Annotated in this window: 13 protein-coding genes, 1 tRNA gene and 1 pseudogene; all 15 read right to left on the minus strand. The window is 61.6% G+C overall.

Features of this window, described 5'->3' with window-relative positions; translation table 11 throughout:
• Positions 1 to 101 (minus strand): GTP-binding protein (locus BT264_RS36280; RefSeq protein WP_031274870.1); only part of this gene is annotated, 101 nt, incomplete at its 3' end.
• A 42-nt stretch (positions 102 to 143) separates the two neighbouring features.
• On the minus strand, positions 144 to 2,246 hold the full coding sequence (gene fusA / locus BT264_RS36285) for an elongation factor G (RefSeq protein WP_072445391.1): 2,103 nt from the start codon (positions 2,244 to 2,246) through the stop codon (positions 144 to 146).
• A 123-nt stretch (positions 2,247 to 2,369) separates the two neighbouring features.
• Complete coding sequence (gene rpsG, locus BT264_RS36290; RefSeq protein WP_006477195.1) at positions 2,370 to 2,840, minus strand: 30S ribosomal protein S7; 471 nt, start codon at positions 2,838 to 2,840, stop codon at positions 2,370 to 2,372.
• A gap of 172 nt (positions 2,841 to 3,012) precedes the next feature.
• Positions 3,013 to 3,393 (minus strand): 30S ribosomal protein S12, encoded by a 381-nt coding sequence (gene rpsL / locus BT264_RS36295; RefSeq protein WP_006400662.1) that lies wholly within the window; start codon positions 3,391 to 3,393, stop codon positions 3,013 to 3,015.
• A gap of 227 nt (positions 3,394 to 3,620) precedes the next feature.
• A complete protein-coding gene (gene recQ / locus BT264_RS36305; protein WP_034183758.1) occupies positions 3,621 to 5,468 on the minus strand; it encodes a DNA helicase RecQ in 1,848 nt (615 codons plus the stop codon).
• A gap of 311 nt (positions 5,469 to 5,779) precedes the next feature.
• Complete coding sequence (rpoC, locus tag BT264_RS36310) at positions 5,780 to 10,027, minus strand: DNA-directed RNA polymerase subunit beta' (RefSeq protein ID WP_034183757.1); 4,248 nt, start codon at positions 10,025 to 10,027, stop codon at positions 5,780 to 5,782.
• A gap of 21 nt (positions 10,028 to 10,048) precedes the next feature.
• Positions 10,049 to 14,155: a DNA-directed RNA polymerase subunit beta gene (gene rpoB / locus BT264_RS36315; RefSeq protein ID WP_072445390.1), complete on the minus strand. Its 4,107-nt coding sequence runs from the start codon at positions 14,153 to 14,155 to the stop codon at positions 10,049 to 10,051.
• A 377-nt stretch (positions 14,156 to 14,532) separates the two neighbouring features.
• Positions 14,533 to 14,907 carry a 50S ribosomal protein L7/L12 gene (rplL, locus tag BT264_RS36320; protein WP_034183755.1) on the minus strand — a complete coding sequence of 125 codons (375 nt, stop codon included), beginning with the start codon at positions 14,905 to 14,907 and terminating at the stop codon, positions 14,533 to 14,535.
• A gap of 63 nt (positions 14,908 to 14,970) precedes the next feature.
• Positions 14,971 to 15,468 (minus strand): 50S ribosomal protein L10, encoded by a 498-nt coding sequence (gene rplJ / locus BT264_RS36325; protein WP_027788582.1) that lies wholly within the window; start codon positions 15,466 to 15,468, stop codon positions 14,971 to 14,973.
• A 295-nt stretch (positions 15,469 to 15,763) separates the two neighbouring features.
• Complete coding sequence (rplA, locus tag BT264_RS36330) at positions 15,764 to 16,462, minus strand: 50S ribosomal protein L1 (RefSeq protein ID WP_006482906.1); 699 nt, start codon at positions 16,460 to 16,462, stop codon at positions 15,764 to 15,766.
• Positions 16,463 to 16,894, minus strand: a complete 432-nt coding sequence (gene rplK / locus BT264_RS36335; protein WP_006753591.1) for a 50S ribosomal protein L11 — start codon at positions 16,892 to 16,894, stop codon at positions 16,463 to 16,465.
• Positions 16,895 to 17,034: 140 nt separating this feature from the next.
• Positions 17,035 to 17,592, minus strand: coding sequence for a transcription termination/antitermination protein NusG (gene nusG / locus BT264_RS36340; RefSeq protein WP_006400672.1), 558 nt, complete (start codon positions 17,590 to 17,592; stop codon positions 17,035 to 17,037).
• A 1-nt stretch (position 17,593) separates the two neighbouring features.
• Positions 17,594 to 17,974, minus strand: coding sequence for a preprotein translocase subunit SecE (gene secE / locus BT264_RS36345; protein WP_034183753.1), 381 nt, complete (start codon positions 17,972 to 17,974; stop codon positions 17,594 to 17,596).
• A gap of 43 nt (positions 17,975 to 18,017) precedes the next feature.
• Positions 18,018 to 18,093 (minus strand) — tRNA-Trp (locus tag BT264_RS36350).
• Positions 18,094 to 18,152: 59 nt separating this feature from the next.
• Positions 18,153 to 18,247 (minus strand): annotated as a pseudogene (locus BT264_RS36355) (elongation factor Tu); the annotation flags it as partial.

Below are 18,247 nucleotides of genomic sequence, written 5' to 3' on the forward strand. Positions count from 1 at the left end.
GTCGTGATCGCTGCCGTCAGCGTCGTCTTGCCGTGGTCAACGTGACCAATCGTACCAACGTTCACGTGCGGCTTGGTCCGCTCAAACTTTTCCTTTGCCATGATTCTCTTCTTTCAAAAAATAATCGGTTGATAGCTTCAGATTTACTTCGACTTCGCGCTGATGATCGCGTCGGCAACGTTGCGCGGAGCTTCAGCGTAGTGCTTGAACTCCATCGTGTACGTTGCACGACCTTGCGTCAGCGAGCGCAGCGACGTCGAATAACCGAACATTTCCGACAGCGGCACTTCGGCGCGCACGATCTTGCCGCCGCCAACCATGTCTTCCATGCCCTGGACGATACCGCGACGGCCCGACAGGTCGCCCATCACGTTGCCCATGTAGTCTTCCGGCGTCTCGACTTCGACGGCCATCATCGGCTCGAGCACGACCGGGTTCGCCTTGCGCATCGCTTCCTTGAACGCCATCGAACCGGCCATGCGGAACGCGTTTTCGTTCGAGTCAACGTCGTGGTACGAACCGAACGTCAGGTGAACCTTCACGTCGACGACCGGGAAGCCTGCCAGCACGCCCGACTTCAGCGTGTCCTGGATACCCTTGTCGACCGCCGGGATGTATTCACGCGGAATCACACCACCCTTGATCTCGTCGAAGAACTCGTAGCCCTTGCCCTGTTCGTTCGGCTCGAGCGTGATGACCGCGTGACCGTACTGGCCGCGACCACCCGACTGCTTGACGAACTTGCCGTCGACATCCTTCGCCGTCGAACGGATCGTCTCGCGGTAGGCAACCTGCGGCTTGCCGACGGTTGCTTCCACGCCGAATTCACGCTTCATCCGGTCGACCAGAATTTCGAGGTGGAGCTCGCCCATGCCCGAAATGATGGTCTGGCCCGACTCTTCGTCGGTCTGCACGCGGAACGACGGATCTTCCTGCGCCAGGCGGTTCAGCGCGAGGCCCATCTTTTCCTGGTCAGCCTTGGTCTTCGGCTCGACAGCCTGCGAGATCACCGGCTCCGGGAACACCATGCGCTCGAGAATGATCGGGTTCGCCGGATCGCACAGCGTGTCGCCCGTGGTCGCTTCCTTCAGGCCGACTGCAGCAGCGATGTCGCCTGCGCGCACTTCCTTGATTTCTTCGCGCTGGTTCGCGTGCATCTGCAGAATACGACCCAGACGTTCCTTCTTGTCCTTCGTCGAGTTCAGCAGCGTGTCGCCCGAATTCACCACGCCCGAGTACACACGGAAGAAGATCAGCTGGCCGACGAACGGGTCGGTCATGATCTTGAACGCGAGTGCCGAGAACTTCTCGTCGTCCGCTGCACGGCGCTCTGCGGAATCACCGTTTTCGAGTTCGCCCTTGACCGGCGGGATGTCGACCGGCGACGGCAGGAAATCGATCACGGCGTCGAGCATGCGCTGCACGCCCTTGTTCTTGAACGCGGTACCGCACAGCATCGGCTGGATTTCGCACGCGATCGTACGGTCGCGCAGCGCCTTGACGATGTCGGCTTCCGGCAGATCGCCTTCTTCCAGGTACTTGTTCATCAGGTCTTCGTTGGCTTCAGCAGCCGCCTCGACCATCTTTTCGCGCCATTCCTTGCAGGTCTCGGCGAGTTCGGCCGGAATGTCGACGTAGTCGAACTTCGTGCCTTGCGACGCTTCGTCCCAAATGATCGCCTTCATCTTGATCAGATCGACGACGCCCTTGAAGTTTTCTTCCGAGCCGATCGGCACCACGACCGGAACCGGGTTCGCCTTCAGGCGCAGACGGAGCTGGTCGTAGACCTTGAAGAAGTTCGCGCCGGTACGGTCCATCTTGTTGACGAACGCGAGACGCGGCACCTTGTACTTGTTCGCCTGGCGCCACACCGTTTCCGACTGCGGCTGCACGCCGCCCACTGCGCAGTACACCATGCACGCGCCGTCGAGCACGCGCATCGAGCGCTCCACTTCGATCGTGAAGTCGACGTGCCCCGGGGTGTCGATGATGTTGATGCGGTGTTCCGGATAGTTGCCGCCCATGCCCTTCCAGAAGGCCGTGGTAGCAGCGGACGTGATCGTGATGCCACGCTCCTGTTCCTGCTCCATCCAGTCCATCGTGGCTGCGCCGTCGTGAACTTCACCGATCTTGTGGTTCACACCGGTGTAAAACAGAATGCGCTCGGTCGTCGTCGTCTTGCCGGCGTCGATGTGAGCGCTAATACCGATATTGCGGTAGCGCTCGATAGGAGTCTTGCGAGCCACTTTGATCCTCTACTGGGATGACATGATGCAGCCCTGCTGCATCATGCTTCAACACAAACGGGCGAGGCGCCTGAAAAGCGCACCCGCCCGGAATTTATTTCCGCTAACAGCCCAGCCAGGCGCTTAGAAACGGAAATGCGAGAACGCGCGGTTGGCTTCTGCCATGCGGTGAACTTCATCGCGCTTCTTCATCGCGCCGCCACGGCCTTCGGCCGCTTCGGAGAGTTCACCTGCCAGGCGCAGGGCCATCGACTTCTCGCTGCGCTTCTTCGCAGCCTCGCGCAGCCAGCGCATCGCCAATGCCATACGACGCGACGGGCGCACTTCGACCGGAACTTGATAGTTGGCACCACCAACGCGACGGCTCTTCACTTCGACCACCGGCTTCACGTTGTTGAGCGCAACCGTGAACACTTCCAGCGGGTCCTTGCCACCCTTGGTCTGGATCTGTTCGAATGCGCCATAAACGATGCGCTCTGCGACCGACTTCTTGCCGGACAGCATCAGCATGTTCATGAACTTGGCTACATCAACGTTGCCGAACTTCGGATCCGGCAACACTTCCCGCTTGGGGACTTCGCGACGACGCGGCATGATTCTTCCTTTACTTGTTCAGTTGGAGCTGTATCCAGCTCCGCGGCCACCAACAAACCCGATCACATCTTCACGACTAACCAGCTTGGCCGGGTGACCACTTACTCGACAGCACCGGCAATCCGGCACTCCCGCCTTGACCGCCCAGAGGCGATCCCTGATCAAAAGCCGCTTACTTGGCAGCCTTTGCACGCTTCGCGCCGTACTTCGAGCGCGCTTGCTTACGGTCCTTGACGCCCTGGGTATCCAGCGAGCCGCGAACCATGTGGTAACGCACACCCGGCAAGTCCTTCACACGGCCGCCGCGGATCAGCACAACCGAGTGTTCCTGCAGGTTGTGGCCTTCACCGCCGATGTACGAAATCACTTCGAAGCCGTTCGTCAGACGAACCTTGGCGACCTTACGGAGTGCCGAGTTCGGCTTCTTCGGCGTCGTCGTGTACACACGGGTGCACACGCCGCGACGCTGGGGGCAGTCCTGCAGGGCCGGGCTCTTGCTCTTCGTCGTTTCCGACTGACGGCCTTTGCGAACCAGTTGGTTGATGGTTGGCATTGTTTATTCCTGAAATTGAACAAAATCTGCACACCGATTTCGGGCAAAGCGAGAATCGGCGCACAGTTGACTTCCGAACCGGCGAAACGGACGCGAACCTTCGTACGCGACTCGGCCCACCGAATACCGGAACCCAACATAATATTCCGGAAATGCCAACTAAGTCAACGGCTTGCGTGATTTGCCGGCAGGCCGCGCGGTTTACAGGAAGGGTCTGAACACCTGTGTCAGGCCGATTCGACGACGTCGATGATCTCGTCGCCGAAGCGCTCGAGCTTGCGCACGCCCATGCCGGGGATATGGCGCAGGTCGTCGATCGTCTCCGGCGCATTGCGCGCGATTTCGGCGAGCGTCGCGTCGTGGAAGATCACGTAGGCCGGCACGCCGTCAGTCTTCGCGGTTTCCGCGCGCCACGCGCGCAGCGCATCCCACCGTGCGCGCTCGCGCGTGCCCATGCCGGCCGTCGGATCGACGCGCGTGCCGCTGCGGCTCGACGACTGCCGCGTGCGCTGCGGCTTCACGTAGCGGCGCAGCGTGACCTTCTCCTCGTTCTTCAACACGGGCTTCGCGGCCTCGGTCAGCATGAGCGCGCCGAAGCCGCCATGATCGACCGCCAGGTAGCCGTACGCGACGAGCTGCCGGAAAATCGCGCGCCACTCGGGCTCGGATAGCGACGCGCCGATCCCGAACGTGCTGAGCTGGTCATGCCCGCGCTGCAGCACCTTCTCGGTGCGCCCGCCGCGCAGGATTTCGATCAGATGGCTCGAACCGAAATTGAAGCCGCTCGAACGCTGCGCGCGAAACACGCACGACAGCGCCATCTGCGCCTCGCGCGTCGCGTCCCACGAATCGGGCGGCTCGAGGCACGTGTCGCAGTTGCCGCACGGCTGGCTCGCCTCGCCGAAGTAGTTCAGCAGCCGCACGCGGCGGCACGAGATCGTCTCGCACAGCCCGAGCAGCGCGTCGAGCTTCGACGTCTGCACGCGCTTGTGCGCGTCGTCCGCGTCGGACTCGTCGATCATCTTGCGCTGCTGGACGACGTCGCCGAGGCCGTACGCCATCCACGCATTCGCGGGCATCCCGTCGCGGCCCGCGCGACCGGTTTCCTGGTAATAGCCTTCGACGCTCTTCGGCAGATCCAGGTGCGCGACGAAGCGCACGTCGGGTTTGTCGATGCCCATGCCGAACGCGATCGTCGCGCACATCACGATGCCCTCCTCGCGCTGGAACATTTCCTGGTGCTTCTGCCGCACCTCGAACTCCATCCCCGCGTGATACGGCAGCGCGCGCACGCCCTGCGCCTTCAGCCACTCGGCCGTCTCCTCTACCTTGCGGCGCGACAGGCAATAAACGACGCCCGCATCGGTCGTGCCGTCGGCATTCGTGTGTTCGGCGCGGATGAAGTCGAGCAGTTGCGAACGCGCGTTGTCCTTTTCGACGATCCGGTAGCGGATGTTCGGGCGATCGAAGCTCGATATGAACACGCGTGCGTCGTCGAGCGCGAGACGATGGATGATCTCGTCGCGCGTGATCGCATCGGCCGTGGCGGTCAGCGCGATGCGCGGCACCGACGGAAACCGCTCGTGCAGCACCGACAACTGGATGTATTCCGGACGGAAATCGTGCCCCCATTGCGACACGCAGTGCGCTTCGTCGATCGCGAACAGGCCGATCTTCGCGCGCTCGAGCAACTCGAGGAAACGCCCCGTCATCAGCCGTTCAGGTGCGACATACAGCAGGTCGATCTCGCCCTCGCGCAGCGCGCGCTCGGTCGCCGCGGCCTCGGCGCCCGACAGCGTCGAATTCAGGTAGGCCGCGCGCACGCCGACTTCGCGCAGCGCGGCGACCTGGTCCTGCATCAGCGCGATCAGCGGCGACACGACGATGCCGGCGCCCTGCCCGGTCTCGCGGCGCAGCAGCGCCGGGATCTGGTAGCACAGCGACTTGCCGCCACCGGTCGGCATCAGCACGAGGCAATCGCCGCCGCCGGCGACGTGCTCGACGATCTCGCCCTGCTGGCCGCGAAATGCGGAATAACCAAAGACTTCGTCGAGAATTTCGAGGGCGCGGGACATGAGTGAGAACGAGGACGGCGGAAGGATGACCGCAATTTTAACAACCCGCTCGCGCGACGCGTGGCGAATCGTGCAACGTTGGCCGATCGGACAGGGTTCGTTCGCGCGCATGACGGGCCTGCCTCGGCCGCGCCGCAAGCGATCACGATGCCTGCGACAGCACCTGCAGCCATGTGGAGCGCCGCTCGCAGGCAGCTGGTGCCGGCGATGCGCAAGCGCGTCATGCGCGTGAACGACGGATAAAAAAAACCGCCCGGCAAAACCGGGCGGTTTCGATGACAGCGAGGCGAGGCGGCTCGCGCCGCCCGCGCTTATTCGGCTGCCGGGTGCTGTTGCGGCTCTTCCGCAGCAGGCGTGCTCGGCGTGCCGAAATCGAACGCCTCTTCTGCCGCGATCTGGTCGAAACGCTCGCGATCCGACGATTCCTTCGCCTTGCGTGCCTTGTGGAACGCGAGACCCGTACCGGCCGGAATCAGACGGCCGACGATCACGTTTTCCTTCAGGCCGCGCAGATCGTCGCGCTTGCCCATGATCGCCGCTTCGGTCAGCACGCGGGTCGTTTCCTGGAACGACGCCGCCGAGATGAACGAGTCGGTCGACAGCGACGCCTTCGTGATACCGAGCAGCACGTTGTCGTACGAAGCCGGACGCTTGTCCTCGGCGATCATGCGATCGTTCTCGTCCAGCATGTCGGAACGTTCGACCTGTTCGCCCGGGATGAAGCGCGTATCGCCGTTGTCGGTGATCTGCACACGACGCAGCATCTGGCGAACGATCACCTCGATGTGCTTGTCGTTGATCTTCACGCCCTGCAGACGGTACACGTCCTGCACTTCGTCGACGATGTAGCGCGACAGCGCCTCGATACCCTGCAGACGCAGGATGTCGTGCGGATCGGCCGGACCGTCCACGATCATTTCGCCCTTGTTGACGACCTGAGCATCGTGGACCAGCACCTGCTTTTCCTTCGCGATCAGGAACTCGTGCTGGTTGCCCTCGAGATCCGTGATGACGAGACGCTGCTTGCCCTTCGTGTCCTTACCGAACGACGTCGTACCGGTGACTTCCGCGAGAATGCCGGCATCCTTCGGCGAACGCGCTTCGAACAGTTCCGCCACCCGCGGCAGACCGCCGGTAATGTCACGCGTCTTCTGCGCTTCGGTCGGGATACGTGCGAGCACTTCACCGACCTGCACCTGCTGGCCATCCTTCACGGTAATCAGTGCGCCGACCTGGAAGCCGATCTGCACCGCGTGTTCCGTGCCCGGAATCTTCACTTCTTCGCCGTTTGCGTCGAGCAGCTTCACCTGCGGACGCACGCTCTTCGAAGCCTGCGAACCGCGACGCTTCACGTCGATCACGACCAGCGTCGACAGGCCGGTCACGTCGTCGATCTGCTTCGCGACCGTCACGCCTTCCTCGACGTTCTCGAACTTCACCGTACCACCGTACTCGGTGATGATCGGACGCGTCAGCGGATCCCACGTGGCGAGCTGCGTGCCTGCCTTGATGGTCGCGCCGTCGAGCTGCAGCAGCGTCGCGCCGTACGGCACTTTGTGACGCTCGCGCTCGCGACCGAAGTCGTCGGTGATCATCGCTTCGCCCGATCGGGAAATGACGATCTGCTCGCCCTTCGCGTTCGTGACGTAGCGCATCGTCGCCGTGAAGCGCACGATACCGTTGCTCTTCGCTTCGACCGACGAGGCCACTGCCGCACGCGATGCCGCACCACCGATGTGGAACGTACGCATCGTCAGCTGCGTGCCCGGTTCACCGATCGACTGTGCCGCGATCACGCCGACTGCTTCGCCGACGTTCACGAGCGAGCCGCGGCCGAGGTCGCGGCCGTAGCAGGCTGCACACAGGCCGTAACGCGTTTCGCAGGTCAGCGGCGTGCGCACGCGCACTTCGTCGATGCCGAGGCGTTCGATTTCCTCGACCGCCGTTTCGTCGAGCAGCGTGCCCGATTCGTACAGCGTTTCCTGCGTTTCCGGATTCACGACGTCCGCGACCGCGACGCGGCCGAGGATACGGTCGCGCAGCGCTTCGACGACTTCACCGCCTTCGACCAGCGCCTTCATCGCGACGCCGTTCGACGTGCCGCAATCGTCTTCCACCACGACCAGATCCTGCGTGACGTCGACCAGACGACGCGTCAGGTAACCCGAGTTCGCGGTCTTCAGTGCCGTATCAGCCAGACCCTTACGTGCACCGTGGGTCGAGATGAAGTACTGCAACACGTTCAGGCCTTCGCGGAAGTTCGCGGTAATCGGCGTCTCGATAATCGAGCCGTCCGGCTTCGCCATCAGGCCACGCATACCGGCCAGCTGACGAATCTGCACCGCCGAACCCCGGGCGCCCGAGTCGGCCATCATGTAGATCGAGTTGAACGACTCCTGGCGCGTCTCGTTGCCGTCGCGGTCCGTCACCGGCTCCGTCGACAGCTGCTCCATCATCGCCTTGCCGACCGCTTCCGACGTCGCCGACCAGATGTCGACCACGTTGTTGTAGCGTTCCTGCGCGGTGACGAGACCCGACATGTACTGGCGGTCGTATTCCTTCACCTTCTTCGCGGCGTCGCCGACGATCGTTTCCTTCTGCGGCGGCACGAGCATGTCGTCCACGCAGATCGAAATGCCGGCGCGCGTCGCGAGTCGGAAACCCGACTGCATCAGCTGGTCGGCGAACACCACCGTCGCGCGCAGACCGCACTTGCGGAACGCCGTGTTGATCAGGCGCGAGATTTCCTTCTTCTTCAGCGGCTTGTTCAGCACCGAGAACGGCAGGCCGTGCGGCAGGATCTCCGACAGGATCGCGCGACCGACGGTCGTCGCGTACAGCGAGATCTTCGGCACGAATGCCGGTGCGCCTTCCGACTTGTCTTCGTTGTGGACCATTTCGGTGATCCGCACGTTGACGCGCGATGCCAGTTCGACTTCCTTGTTCTCGTACGCGCGGATCACTTCCGACACGCCCGTGAACGACAGGCCTTCGCCCTTGCCGTTGATCGCTTCGCGGGTCGCGTAGTACAGACCCAGCACGATATCCTGCGACGGCACGATCGACGGATCGCCGTTGGCCGGGAACAGCACGTTGTTCGACGCCAGCATCAGCGTGCGCGCTTCCATCTGCGCTTCGAGCGACAGCGGCACGTGGACGGCCATCTGGTCACCGTCGAAGTCGGCGTTGAACGCCGCGCAGACGAGCGGGTGCAGCTGGATCGCCTTGCCTTCGATCAGCACGGGCTCGAACGCCTGGATACCGAGACGGTGCAGCGTCGGCGCACGGTTCAGCATCACCGGGTGCTCGCGGATCACCTCTTCGAGGATGTCCCACACCACCGGCGTCTGGTTCTCGACTTCCTTCTTCGCAGCCTTGATGGTCGTCGCGACGCCCATCACTTCCAGCTTGTTGAAGATGAACGGCTTGAACAGCTCGAGCGCCATCAGCTTCGGCAGACCGCACTGGTGCAGCTTCAGCGTCGGGCCGACCACGATGACCGAACGGCCCGAGTAGTCGACGCGCTTGCCCAGCAGGTTCTGACGGAAACGACCGCCCTTGCCCTTGATCATGTCGGCGAGCGACTTCAGCGGACGCTTGTTCGCGCCCGTCATCGCCTTGCCGCGACGACCGTTGTCGAGCAGCGAGTCGACGGCTTCCTGCAGCATCCGCTTTTCGTTGCGGACGATGATTTCAGGCGCCTTCAGCTCGAGCAGGCGCTTCAACCGGTTGTTACGGTTGATCACGCGGCGATACAGGTCGTTCAGGTCCGACGTCGCGAAACGGCCGCCGTCCAGCGGCACGAGCGGACGCAGTTCCGGCGGCAGCACCGGCAGCACTTCGAGGATCATCCACTCGGGCTTGATGCCCGAGCGCTGGAATGCCTCGAGGACCTTCAGGCGCTTCGCGTACTTCTTGATCTTCGCTTCCGAGCCGGTGTTCTTCAGCTCGGTGCGCAGCGTCTCGACCTGCTCGTCGATGTTGATCGCGCGCAGCAGTTCACGCACGCCTTCCGCGCCCATCTCGGCACGGAATTCGTCGCCGTATTCCTCGACCTTGTTGTAGTAATCCTCTTCGGTCATGATCTGCCGCGCCTTCAGCGGCGTCATGCCCGGTTCGATCACCACGTACGCTTCGAAGTACAGCACGCGTTCGATGTCGCGCAGCGTCATGTCGAGCACCATGCCCAGACGCGACGGCAGCGACTTCAGGAACCAGATGTGCGCGACCGGCGAGGCCAGTTCGATGTGGCCCATGCGCTCGCGGCGCACCTTCGCCAGCGTCACTTCGACGCCGCACTTCTCGCAGATCACGCCGCGATGCTTCAGACGCTTGTACTTGCCGCACAGGCACTCGTAGTCCTTGATCGGCCCGAAGATCTTCGCGCAGAAGAGACCATCGCGTTCCGGCTTGAACGTACGGTAGTTGATGGTCTCCGGCTTCTTCACTTCGCCGAACGACCACGAACGGATCTTGTCAGGCGAAGCCAGACCGATCTTGATCGCGTCGAAAACTTCTTCCTGTTGGACTTGCTTGAATAGATCGAGCAGAGCTTTCATTGCTTTCTCTCCGTAGTCCGATTAATTGCGGTCGAGATCGATATCGATACCGAGCGAGCGGATTTCCTTCACGAGCACGTTGAAGGATTCCGGCATGCCTGCATCGATCACGTGATCGCCCTTGACCAGGTTTTCGTACACCTTCGTCCGGCCGGTCACGTCGTCCGACTTCACCGTCAGCATTTCCTGCAGCACGTAGGACGCGCCGTACGCTTCGAGTGCCCACACTTCCATTTCACCGAAACGCTGGCCACCGAACTGCGCCTTACCACCCAGCGGCTGCTGCGTGACGAGCGAGTACGGACCGGTCGAACGCGCGTGCATCTTGTCGTCGACCAAGTGGTGCAGCTTCAGGTAGTGCATGTAGCCAAGCGTCACGCGACGTTCGAACATTTCACCCGTGCGGCCGTCGTACAGACGGACCTGGTTCTTCGACGGGTTCATGCCGAGCTGTTCCGCGATGTCGTCCGGGAACGCGAGGTCGAGCATCTTGCCCATTTCTTCCTCGGTCGCACCGTCGAACACCGGCGTTGCGAACGGCACGCCTTCGCGCAGGTTCTTTGCGAGTTCGAGGATCTCGTCGTCGGTGAAGCTTTCCAGATCTTCCTGGCGGCCCGACTCGTTGTAGATCTTCGTCAGGAACACGCGCAGTTCCTCGATCTTCGCCTGACGCTGCAGCATTTCGCCGATACGCCAGCCGAGGCCCTTCGCGGCCCAGCCGAGGTGCACTTCCAGAACCTGACCCACGTTCATCCGCGACGGCACGCCGAGCGGGTTCAGCACGACGTCTGCCGGACGGCCGTCGGCCATGTACGGCATGTCTTCGATCGGGACGATCTTCGACACGACACCCTTGTTACCGTGACGGCCGGCCATCTTGTCGCCAGGCTGCAGACGGCGCTTCACCGCGAGGTACACCTTGACCATCTTCAGCACGCCCGGCGGCAGTTCGTCGCCTTGCGTGAGCTTCTTGCGCTTCTCTTCGAACGCGAGGTCGAACTGGTGACGCTTTTCCTCGATCGAGTTCTTGATCGCTTCGAGCTGCGCCGCTGCTTCGTCGTCCGCCAGGCGGATGTCGAACCAGTGGTAGTGGTCGAGGTCTTCCAGGTAAGCCTGGTCGATCTTCGTGCCCTTCGCGAGCTTCTTCGGACCGCCGTTCGCGACCTTGCCCACGAGCATGCGCGCGAGACGCTGGAACGCGTCGCCTTCCACGATGCGGAGCTGGTCGTTCAAGTCGAGACGGTAGCGCTTCAGTTCGTCGTCGATGATCTGTTGCGCACGCTTGTCGCGCTGGATGCCTTCACGCGTGAACACCTGGACGTCGATCACGGTACCGCTCATGCCCGACGGCACGCGCAGCGACGTGTCCTTCACGTCCGAGGCCTTCTCGCCGAAGATCGCGCGCAGCAGCTTCTCTTCCGGCGTCAGCTGGGTCTCGCCCTTCGGCGTGACCTTGCCGACCAGCACGTCGCCCGCTTCGACTTCAGCACCGATGTACACGATGCCCGATTCGTCGAGACGGCCGAGCTGGACTTCCGCCAGGTTCGAGATGTCGCGCGTGATTTCTTCCGGCCCGAGCTTCGTGTCGCGTGCAACGACGTTCAGCTCTTCGATGTGGATCGACGTGTAGCGATCGTCGGCCACGACCTTCTCCGAGATCAGGATCGAATCCTCGAAGTTGTAGCCGTTCCACGGCATGAACGCGATCAGCATGTTCTGGCCGAGCGCGAGCTCGCCCAGGTCCGTCGAGGCGCCGTCGGCCAGCACGTCGCCGCGCGAGACCTTGTCGCCCATCTTCACGATCGGACGCTGGTTGATGTTCGTGTTCTGGTTCGAACGCGTGTACTTGATCAGGTTATAGATGTCGACACCGACTTCACCTGCGACTGCTTCGTCGTCGTTCACGCGAATCACGATACGGCCTGCGTCGACATAGTCGACGACGCCGCCGCGGAACGCCTGAACCGTCGTGCCCGAGTCGACCGCGCAGGTGCGCTCGATGCCCGTACCGACGACCGGCTTTTCCGGACGCAGACACGGCACGGCCTGACGCTGCATGTTCGAGCCCATCAGTGCACGGTTCGCATCGTCGTGCTCGAGGAACGGGATCAGCGAGGCTGCGACCGACACGATCTGCGACGGCGCGACGTCCATGTACTGGATGCGGTCCGGCGTGACCATCATCGTTTCGCCGGCTTCGCGCGACGACACGAGTTCGTCGATCAGCGTGCCGTTCTCGTCGATCGCGGCGTTCGCCTGCGCGATCATGTAGCGGCCTTCCTCGATCGCCGACAGGTAGTCGATCTGGTCGGTCACCTTGCTGTCCACGACCTTGCGGTACGGCGTCTCGAGGAAGCCGTACTCGTTCAGGTGCGCGTACAGCGCGAGCGAGTTGATCAGGCCGATGTTCGGACCTTCCGGCGTTTCGATCGGGCACACGCGGCCGTAGTGGGTCGGGTGCACGTCGCGGACTTCGAAGCCTGCACGCTCGCGCGTCAGACCGCCCGGGCCCAGTGCGGAAACACGGCGCTTGTGCGTGATTTCCGACAGCGGGTTGGTCTGGTCCATGAACTGCGAAAGCTGCGACGAACCGAAGAACTCGCGAATTGCCGACGAAATCGGCTTCGAGTTGATCAGGTCGTGCGGCATCAGGTTTTCGCTTTCGGCCTGGCCGAGGCGTTCCTTGACCGCGCGCTCGACGCGCACGAGACCGGCGCGGAACTGGTTTTCCGCCAGTTCGCCGACGCAACGCACGCGACGGTTGCCGAGGTGGTCGATGTCGTCCACTTCGCCCTTGCCGTTGCGCAGCTCGACGAGGATCTTGATCGTCGCGAGGATGTCGTCGTCCTGCAGCGTCATCGGACCGGTGATCTCGTCACGGCTGACGCGGCGGTTGAACTTCATGCGGCCGACCTTCGACAGGTCATACGCTTCTTCGCTGTAGAACAGACGGTTGAACAGTGCCTCGACCGCTTCTTCGGTCGGCGGCTCACCCGGACGCATCATGCGGTAGATCGCGATGCGCGCGGCCGTCCTGTCGGTCGTTTCGTCGACACGCAGCGTCGACGAGATGTACGGACCCTGGTCCAGATCGTTCGTGTAGAGCGTCTGGATGTCCTTGATGCCCGCTTCGCGCAGCTTCTCGAGCACGCTTTCCGTGACTTCGTCGTTCGCGCTCGCGATCACTTCGCCGGTATCACCGTCGACGACGTTCTTCGCCAGCACGCGGCCGAGCAGATAGTCTTCCGGCACCGAGATGAACTTGGTCTTCGCGGCTTCGAGGTCGCGAATGTGCTTCGCGTTGATCCGCTTGTCCTTCTGGACGATGACCTTGCCATCGCGATCCGTGATGTCGAAACGCGCGACTTCGCCACGCAGACGCTCGGGCACGAACTCGAGTTGCGCGCCTTCGACCATCAGCGTGAAGTTGTCGAACACGAAGAAGTTCGCGAGGATCTGTTCCGGCGTCAGGCCGATGGCCTTCAGCAGGATCGTGACCGGCATCTTGCGGCGACGGTCGACGCGGAAGTACAGGATGTCCTTCGGATCGAATTCGAAGTCGAGCCACGAGCCGCGGTACGGAATGATCCGTGCCGAGAACAGCAGCTTGCCCGAGCTGTGCGTCTTGCCCTTGTCGTGTTCGAAGAACACGCCCGGCGAACGGTGCAGCTGCGAGACGATGACACGCTCGGTGCCGTTGATGACGAACGAGCCCGTCGGCGTCATGAGCGGAAGTTCGCCCATGTACACTTCCTGCTCCTTCACTTCCTTGACGACCGGCTTGTTCGGCGATTCCTTGTCGAGGATGACGAGGCGGACCTTCGCGCGCAGCGCGGAGCAGTACGTCAGGCCGCGCTGCTGGCATTCCTTGATGTTGAATGCCGGCGCGGACAGCGCATAGCTCACGAACTCGAGGCGCGCGAAGCCGTTGTGCGAAACAATGGGAAATACCGATGTGAACGCGGCCTGCAAACCTTCAGGCTTGCGTTGCGTCGCGAGCACATCGGCTTGCAGAAACGTGCTGAATGATTCAAGCTGGGTAGCCAGCAAGAAAGGAACTTGGTGAACGATGGGGCGCTTCGCGAAACTCTTGCGAATGCGCTTCTTCTCGGTGAAGGAATATTGCATACGATCTCCGAATCACGGCGGGTGCTATCGAGGCGGAATACCTGGACGTTTCAAACCCGAGTGTTCACCGACTGAGACCCGATGGCCGTCCGACGGCTTGAACGAGCCGAGAAGCTTGGTGGTTGGCCGCTACCAACCGCTGGCTGACGGCAGCGGATGCCTGTGTTGCCCGCTACCCGACCAAACTTGCCTTCTGCAGTCGCTTCAGAAGACAAAGAGAAACGCCAATCGTGACCAATGACAACGATTAGACGGTTTTCTTTGGCTTCTGGGGCCGATTATTCGGGCTCCCGAATGAGTGCCAGAATAACGTCCCCACAAAGCACAAAAAGGCCGGCGGTGAAAATACCGCCAGCCTTCGCACAGCGCGTCGAAACTTACTTGATTTCGACCTTCGCGCCTGCGTCTTCCAGCTTCTTCTTGGCTTCTTCCGATGCAGCCTTGTCGACGCCTTCCTTGACAGCCTTCGGTGCGCCGTCAACCAGGTCCTTCGCTTCCTTCAGGCCCAGGCCCGTCAGTTCGCGAACTGCCTTGATGACTGCAACCTTGTTGCCGCCTGCTTCAGCCAGAACGACCGTGAACTCGGTCTTCTCTTCAGCAGCAGCAGCAGCGCCGCCGCCTGCCGGGCCAGCGACTGCCACTGCAGCTGCCGACACGCCAAACTTCTCTTCGAACGCCTTGACCAGTTCGTTCAGTTCCAGAACGGTCATCCCTTCGACTGCTGCCAGGATGTCTTCTTTTGCGATTGCCATTTGAAATACTCCTAAATTGAATTCGGATACAGCCAGCGATCAATGACGCTGATGCACGTTCGATTACGCAGCTTCCGCTTGCTTCTTCTCGGCCAGCGCGGCCAGAGCACGCGCGAAGCCCGAAACAGGCGATTGCATAACGAACAGCAGCTTCGAGAGCAGTTCTTCGCGGCTCGGGATGCTTGCCAGCGCTTGCACGCCAGCCTTGTCCATCACCTTGCCATCGAACGAACCAGCCTTGATGACCAACTTGTCATTGCTCTTGCTGAAGTCGTTGACGACCTTAGCAGCAGCAATTGCATCTTCCGAGATGCCGTAGATCAGCGGACCAGTCATCTGCTCTGCCAGCGGAGCAAACGGCGTACCTTCGACAGCGCGACGCGCCAGCGTGTTCTTCAACACGCGCAGGTAAACCTGTTGCTCACGCGCTTGCGCGCGCAGCTTGGTCAGATCGCCAACCGCAATTCCACGATACTCAGCCAGCACAACGGTCTGGGCCTTCGCGACTTGCGCGGAAACCTCAGCTACGACGGCTTGCTTGTCTTCTCTATTAAGCGGCACGGTTAGCCTCCAGAAACGATACGTTCGGCACGAAACCTCACGTACCTCGTTCAACAACGGCGTCCGACCTCGTTAGGAGTATTTCCACCTCACGCCGCGAATCGCTTCACGGCCTGCGGCTTCACCACTGCAAAACTTTTTCGGGTTCGCCATCTGCGTTGGCTTGAATTAAGGGATCGCCTGCCTGCTGCGTCCCACCAACGGTCTTTGATAACCGGTTGCCCGCCTTGCTGCACGAACAACCGCCCAAAGCCCATGAAGGCCGCTTCGCAAGCGAAGCGGCCTGAATACTTGCTTACTGTGCTGCCAGCGTAGCCTGGTCGACACGCACGCCGACGCCCATCGTGCTCGACAGTGCGATCTTGCGCAGGTACACGCCCTTGCTCGTTGCCGGCTTTGCCTTCTGCAGCGCTTCGATCAGCGCCGACAGGTTCGAACGCAGTGCGGTCGGCTCGAACGATGCACGGCCGATGGTCGCGTGGATGATACCGGCCTTGTCGACACGGAATTGCACCTGACCAGCCTTCGCGTTCTTGACGGCGGTTGCGACGTCCGGCGTGACCGTACCGACCTTCGGGTTCGGCATCAGGCCGCGCGGGCCGAGGATCTGGCCGAGCGTACCGACGATACGCATCGTGTCCGGCGAAGCGATCACGATGTCGAAGTCCATCTGGCCAGCCTTGATCTGCTCAGCCAGGTCTTCCATACCGACGATTTCCGCGCCTGCAGCACGAGCCTGCTCGGCCTTCTCGCCTTGCGCGAACACGGCAACGCGAACCGACTTGCCCGTACCGGCCGGCAGAACGACCGAACCACGAACGACCTGGTCCGACTTCTTTGCATCGATGCCGAGCTGGACTGCGACGTCGATCGACTCGTCGAACTTCGCGCTCGCGCATTCCTTCACGAGGCTCAGTGCGTCTTCGATCGCGTACAGCTTCTGGCGATCAACCTTGGCGGCAAATGCCTGACGGCGCTTGGAGATCTTAGCCATTTACACGCCCTCCACAGTGATGCCCATCGAGCGTGCGCTACCAGCGATGGTGCGAACGGCTGCGTCCAGATCAGCTGCCGTAAGGTCCGGCATCTTGGTCTTCGCGATTTCTTCGGCTTGAGCGCGCGTGATCGAACCGACCTTGTCGGTATGCGGCTTGCTCGAGCCCTTGTCCACCTTCGCCGCCTTCTTGATCAGGACGGTCGCCGGCGGCGTCTTCATCACGAACGTGAAGCTCTTGTCAGCGAATGCCGTGATGACCACCGGCACCGGCAGACCCGGCTCCATGCCTTGAGTCTGCGCGTTGAACGCCTTGCAGAACTCCATGATGTTCAGGCCGCGCTGGCCCAGTGCCGGACCGACCGGCGGCGACGGGTTGGCTTTACCTGCAGGGATCTGCAGCTTGATAAAGCCGACAATCTTCTTTGCCATTTGAAAACCTCGTTGGAACGCCAGGCGGCGTTCGGTGAGTGATAACGCGCTTTCGCCGCTGGCTACTGACGCTCCTCAACGGCCGTAACGCGGGCCGTAAGCGCGAAGGTGGGCAGCCGAGGCTGCCCACCGAATCGGGATCAAACTTTTTCGACCTGGCCGAACTCGAGTTCAACCGGGGTTGAGCGGCCAAAGATGGTGACCGACACACGCACGCGCGATTTTTCGTAGTTGACTTCTTCGACGGTGCCGTTGAAGTCCGTGAACGGGCCTTCCTTGACACGCACCATCTCGCCAACTTCGAACAGGGTCTTCGGGCGCGGCTTTTCGACGCCTTCCTGCATCTGCGACATGATCTTCTCGACTTCCTTCGGGGAAATCGGGGTCGGGCGGTTACGCGCACCGCCGACGAAGCCGGTGACCTTCGCGGTGTTCTTCACGAGGTGCCACGTTTCGTCCGTCATTTCCATTTCCACCAGCACGTAGCCGGGGAAGAAACGACGCTCGGTCACAGCCTTGTGGCCGCCTTTGACTTCGACCACTTCTTCGGTCGGAACCAGGATCTGACCGAATTTGTCCTGCATGCCAGCACGTTCGATGCGCTCCTGAAGCGCACGTTGCACGCTCTTCTCCATACCGGAGTAGGCGTGCACGACGTACCAACGTTTTCCGCTCGGGGATGCCGGAGTATCGCTCATATCATTTCCAACCCAGAATCGCCGAGAAAATTACCCACTCGATCGATTTGTCACTCAACCAGAGGAAAATCGCCATCACGAGCACGAAACCGAACACGACGAGTGTTGTTTGCGTTGCTTCCTTGCGGGTGGGCCAAACGACCTTCCGGACTTCCTTGTACGAATCCTTGGCAAACGCGATGAGGCTCTTGCCAGGTGCGGACATCAGCCCGACGGCCACGCCAGCGATGATACCTACCGCCAACGCGGCACCGCGGACATACCACTGCTGATTGGCCAGCCAGAAGAAGCCCACGAATCCGGCCAACACCAGCAATACGCCCAGGGCCAGCACTAGCTTATCGCCGGAGGTATTTACAGTTTCGACGGATGGATTCGCCATAACACCTTAAAACAAATGCCACGTAGGACACGTGGCTATTTTTTGGCAGGGGCAGAGGGAATCGAACCCCCAACCTTCGGTTTTGGAGACCGACGCTCTGCCAGTTGAGCTATACCCCTAAACCATGCTGGGGCCGGCTACTGCCAGCCCCAAAACTGTCGATCAACGAATAACTGGCTTACTCGATGATCTTGGCGACGACGCCGGCGCCGACGGTACGGCCGCCTTCGCGGATTGCGAAGCGCAGACCTTCTTCCATCGCGATCGGAGCGA

This window comes from Burkholderia sp. NFPP32 (assembly GCF_900119325.1).
GTDB lineage: Bacteria > Pseudomonadota > Gammaproteobacteria > Burkholderiales > Burkholderiaceae > Burkholderia > Burkholderia pyrrocinia_C.